General features: G+C 60.2%; 6 protein-coding genes. 5 read left to right on the forward strand and 1 reads right to left on the reverse strand.

The genetic code is table 11. From position 1 onward, the window contains the following. From HP459_RS21495 to HP459_RS21515, 5 genes are all read left to right on the forward strand, one after another. A partial coding sequence (locus tag HP459_RS21495) for a glycoside hydrolase family 3 C-terminal domain-containing protein (protein WP_171936809.1) occupies window positions 1–700 on the forward strand: 700 nt, incomplete at its 5' end. Window positions 701–836: 136 nt separating this feature from the next. Beyond that, entirely contained in the window at window positions 837–1,754 is a 918-nt protein-coding gene (locus HP459_RS21500; RefSeq protein WP_045620887.1) for an ABC transporter substrate-binding protein, read from the forward strand. A gap of 12 nt (window positions 1,755–1,766) precedes the next feature. Then, the gene (locus HP459_RS21505; RefSeq protein ID WP_023300579.1) at window positions 1,767–2,924 is read left to right on the forward strand and encodes an ABC transporter permease; all 1,158 of its coding nucleotides are present in this window, start codon (window positions 1,767–1,769) and stop codon (window positions 2,922–2,924) included. After that, window positions 2,917–3,867 (forward strand): ABC transporter ATP-binding protein, encoded by a 951-nt coding sequence (locus HP459_RS21510; RefSeq protein WP_171936810.1) that lies wholly within the window; start codon window positions 2,917–2,919, stop codon window positions 3,865–3,867. Before HP459_RS21505 ends, HP459_RS21510 begins: the two co-directional genes overlap by 8 nt. Next, window positions 3,851–4,588, forward strand: coding sequence for an ABC transporter permease (locus HP459_RS21515; protein ID WP_045308648.1), 738 nt, complete (start codon window positions 3,851–3,853; stop codon window positions 4,586–4,588). The genes HP459_RS21510 and HP459_RS21515 overlap by 17 nt, the downstream gene beginning before the upstream one ends. Here the strand turns inward: HP459_RS21515 and HP459_RS21520 are convergent. Continuing rightward, window positions 4,563–4,676 (reverse strand): protein YohO, encoded by a 114-nt coding sequence (locus HP459_RS21520; protein WP_022648678.1) that lies wholly within the window; start codon window positions 4,674–4,676, stop codon window positions 4,563–4,565. The two genes, HP459_RS21515 and HP459_RS21520, sit on opposite strands and share 26 nt — an antisense overlap. Window positions 4,677–4,692 lie beyond the last annotated feature (16 nt).

Here is a 4,692-nt window from a genome sequence, read left to right on the forward strand (position 1 = left end):
CCTGATCGCGGCCCTGAAAGCCACCGGCAAGCCGCTGGTGCTGGTGCTGATGAACGGGCGTCCGCTGGCGCTGGTGAAAGAAGACCAGCAGGCTGACGCCATTCTGGAAACCTGGTTCGCCGGTACCGAAGGCGGTAACGCCATTGCCGACGTGCTGTTTGGCGATTACAACCCGTCCGGCAAGCTGCCGATGTCCTTCCCGCGCTCCGTCGGGCAGATCCCGGTTTACTACAGCCACCTGAACACCGGTCGTCCGTACAACGCCGACAAGCCGAACAAGTACACGTCCCGTTACTTCGACGAGGCTAACGGCCCGCTCTATCCGTTTGGCTATGGCCTGAGCTACACCACGTTTAAGGTCTCTGACGTGAAAATGTCGGCGCCGACCCTGAAGCGTGACGGCAAAGTGACCGCCAGCGTGGAAGTGACCAACAGCGGCAAACGCGAAGGCGCGACGGTGATCCAGATGTACGTTCAGGACGTCACGGCCTCCATGAGCCGTCCGGTGAAACAGCTGCGCGACTTCGAAAAGGTCAACCTGAAACCGGGCGAAACCAAAACGGTCAGCTTCCCGATTGACGTAAATGCGCTGAAGTTCTGGAATCAGCAGATGAAATACGATGCCGAGCCTGGCAAATTCAACGTCTTCATCGGCGTGGATTCCGCCCGCGTGAACAAAGCCGAGTTCGAACTCCAATAATCTTACCTTCCTCCCCATCCCCCGCCTGGCGGGGGATTCCTCTCATCTGGTACGAAAAACGGTTAAATTCACTGTTTTAAGCTACGCTTTTCTCTCAAGCCTATGAAAAAGGCCACAAAATAATGAGGAAAGTAGAATGACGATTATTAAGGGGATAACAGGGTCGGCGGTGCTACTGGCGGCGCTGAGCCTGCCGTTACAGGCCGCAGAGCCGGTTAAGGTGGGTTCCAAAATTGATACCGAGGGCGCGTTGCTCGGCAATATCATTTTGCAGGTACTCGAAAGCCACGGCGTGAAAACGGTCAATAAAGTGCAGCTTGGCACCACGCCTGTCGTGCGCGGTGCTATCACTTCCGGCGAGCTGGATATCTACCCGGAATACACCGGCAACGGGGCATTCTTCTTCAAGGATGAAAACGATCCGGCCTGGAAAAATGCCAAAGCCGGGTACGAAAAAGTCAAAAAGCTGGACGCGGAAAAAAATAAGCTGGTCTGGCTTACACCGGCACCGGCCAACAACACCTGGACCATCGCGGTGCGCAAAGATATCGCCGAGAAAGGCAAGCTCACCTCGCTTGACGATCTCAGCCGCTACCTGAAAGAGAAGGGCGAGTTTAAGCTCGCGGCCTCGGCAGAGTTTATCGAGCGCGCTGATGCCCTGCCAGCGTTTGAAAAAGCTTATGATTTCAAGCTCGATCAGGCACAGCTGCTCTCTCTGGCGGGCGGCGACACGGCGGTGACCATTAAGGCGGCGGCGCAGCAAACCTCCGGCGTCAACGCGGCGATGGCTTACGGCACCGACGGCCCGGTCGCGGCGCTTGGTCTGCAAACCCTGACCGACCCGAAAGGCGTTCAGCCAATTTACGCCCCAACCCCGGTCGTGCGCGAGGCGGTGCTGAAAGCCTACCCGGATATCGACGATTGGCTCAAACCGGTGTTTGAAAAACTGGATGCGAAAACGCTGCAACAGCTGAATGCCAGCATTGCCGTAGAGGGGCTGGATGCCAAAAAAGTGGCTGCCGACTTCCTGAAACAACAAGGGCTTGTGAAGTAACGGGATAAGGCTGTGCCAATAAAATGTCATAACCGCGTCCTGCTGCTGTTGGTCTGTGTGGCCATCGTGGCGGTCGCGTTACCTTTTGTGAATGTCGCGCCAAACCGTCTGGTGTCGGGCGAACCGCGCGCGCTGTGGCAGATCTGGGCATTTACGCCGCTGCTGCTGGGCGCGGCGCTGGCGAGTACCGTAGTCTTAGCCTTCTGGCCGGGGCGAACCGCGCTGTGGCTGACGCTTCTGCTCAGCGAAGCGCTGTTTATCGTACTGTTCTGGAGCGCGGGACAGGCGGCAACGCAGATGGCCTCGGTTGAAAGCCCTCTGGCGCGCACGTCGATTGGCAGCGGCCTGTGGCTGTGGCTGGCACTCTGCCTGCTGGCCTGTAGCGATGCCATTCGCCGCCTGACGCCGATACCTGTGTGGCGCTGGCTGCTGAACGCGCAATTCTGGGTTATCCCCCTGCTGATCCTCTTCAGCGGCGATCTGAATCAACTCTCGCTGTTAAAAGAGTACGTCAACCGCCAGGAGGTGTTTGACAACGCGCTGGCGCAACATCTGACGATCCTGTTCGGGACGCTGGTCCCGGCGCTGCTGCTGGGCGTGCCGCTGGGCATGTGGTGCTACCGACATCCCAGCCGCCAGGGTGCCGTCTTTACCGTGCTCAACGTTATTCAGACCATCCCCTCCGTTGCCCTGTTTGGCCTGCTGATTGCCCCCCTCGCCGGTCTGGTTAAATCCTTCCCTGCGTTGGCCGCGGCAGGCATTGCCGGAACCGGGCTGACCCCGGCGTTGATTGCCCTTGTGCTGTATGCGCTGCTGCCATTGGTGCGCGGCGTGGTGGCGGGGTTAAGCCAGGTTCCGCCCGACGTGCTGGAAAGCGCCCATGCGATGGGGATGAGTGCGCGCCAGTGTTTCTGGAAAATACAGCTGCCGCTTGCGCTTCCGCTGCTGGTTCGCAGCCTGCGGGTGGTGACGGTGCAAACCGTTGGGATGGCGGTAATTGCCGCGCTGATCGGGGCGGGCGGCTTTGGGGCGCTGGTGTTCCAGGGGCTGCTCAGCAGCGCGCTGGATCTGGTGTTGCTGGGCGTTGTGCCCACGATTGCGCTGGCGGTCGTGCTGGATGCCCTGTTTGCCCTGTGGCTCGCGCTGCTCAGGAGAAGAGCCAATGATTGAATTTCATGATGTGAGTAAAACCTTTGCGGGCCGTCCGGCGGCAAGCCATCTCAATCTGCATTTTGCCGAGGGGGCGTTCTCGGTATTGATCGGGACGTCGGGGTCGGGAAAATCGACGACGCTGAAGATGATCAATCGGCTGGTGGAGCACGACAGCGGGACGATTCGCTTTGCCGGAGAGGAGATCCGCAGCCTGCCGGTGCTGGAGCTGCGGCGGCGTATGGGCTACGCCATTCAGTCCATCGGCCTGTTTCCCCACTGGACGGTGGCGCAGAACATTGCCACCGTGCCACAGCTGGAAAAATGGTCCCGGGGGAAGATCAATGAGCGTGTCGACGAGTTGATGGCGTTGCTGGGCCTGGACGCGTCGCTTCGCGACCGCTACCCGCACCAGCTTTCCGGCGGACAACAGCAGCGGGTCGGGGTGGCGCGCGCGCTGGCCGCTAACCCGCAGGTACTGCTGATGGATGAGCCCTTCGGCGCGCTGGATCCGGTCACCCGCGGCGCACTTCAGGGCGAGATGAGCCGCATCCACCGTATTCTCGGGCGCACCATCGTGCTGGTGACGCATGATATCGACGAAGCACTGCGGCTGGCCGATCGTCTGGTACTGATGGATCACGGCGAAATCGTCCAGCAGGGTACGCCGCTTGAGCTGTTAACGTCGCCGGCAAACGATTTTGTGCGTGAGTTTTTTGGCCGCAGCGAGCTGGGTGTCAGGCTGCTCTCGCTGCGCACCATCAGGGACTATCTGCGTCCGCAGGATGCGCAAATCGGTGGTGAACCGCTGCATGACGGGATGAGCCTGCGCGATGCCCTTTCGGCGTTTGTCGCCCGGCAGTGTGAGGTGTTACCCGTTGCGGACGGGCAGGGTACGCTATGCGGGACGATCCATTTTCGCGATCTGCTGGCGGGGGAGGTGACGCGTGAAGTGGGTCCGTGATCCGTTACTCTGGCTGACAGGGCTGTTTATCGCCTTACTCTACCTGATGCCGCACAGCGCGGCGCTGTTTAATGCGCTTATTCCCGGGCTGCCGCGCCCGGTGTACCAGCAGGAGAGCTTTGTTAATCTCACCCTGGCGCACTTCTGGCTGGTGGCGGTGTCAAGCGTGATTGCCATCGTGCTGGGCACAGGCGCCGGGATTGCGGTGACGAGACCCGCGGGCAGGGAGTTTCGTCCGCTGGTGGAGACCATCGCCGCAACGGGGCAGACCTTCCCGCCGGTGGCCGTGCTGGCGATTGCCGTGCCGGCGATCGGTTTTGGGCAGGAGCCTGCCATCATTGCGCTGATCTTGTACGGCGTGTTGCCCATTCTGCAAGGGACGCTGGCGGGCATTGCGGCGGTGCCTGCATCGGTGCTGAGCGTAGCGGAAGGGATGGGAATGAGCGCCTGGCAGCGGCTACTGAAGGTTGAACTGCCGCTGGCCGCACCGGTGATTATTGCCGGTGTGCGGACGTCCGTGATCATCAACATTGGTACGGCAACCATCGCATCGACGGTCGGGGTCAATACGCTGGGGACGCCGATCATTATCGGGTTAAGCGGGTTTAACACGGCCTATATTATTCAGGGGGCGGTTCTGGTTGCGCTGGCGGCGATTGTGGTGGATCGCCTGTTTGAACGCCTGGCCGGATACCTCAGCCAACACCGCCGCGAACAATAAACGAGTAACCTGCAAGCATAACGCCACCGATACCGCTGACGGCCATCAGTGCAAAAAGGGTAATTACGGCCAGTTTCGTTGCCTTCATCATGTGCTCCTGTTGT

This window comes from Enterobacter sp. CM29, assembly GCF_013179605.1.
Lineage (GTDB): Bacteria > Pseudomonadota > Gammaproteobacteria > Enterobacterales > Enterobacteriaceae > Enterobacter > Enterobacter intestinihominis.

Bases quoted from the DNA above. Each gene is read 5' to 3' on its own strand.
- HP459_RS21500 (WP_045620887.1), top strand. From the start codon at position 837: ATGACGATTATTAAGGGGATAACAGGGTCGGCGGTGCTACTGGCGGCG.
- HP459_RS21510 (WP_171936810.1), top strand. From the start codon at position 2,917: ATGATTGAATTTCATGATGTGAGTAAAACCTTTGCGGGCCGTCCGGCG.
- HP459_RS21520 (WP_022648678.1), bottom strand. From the start codon at position 4,676: ATGAAGGCAACGAAACTGGCCGTAATTACCCTTTTTGCACTGATGGCC.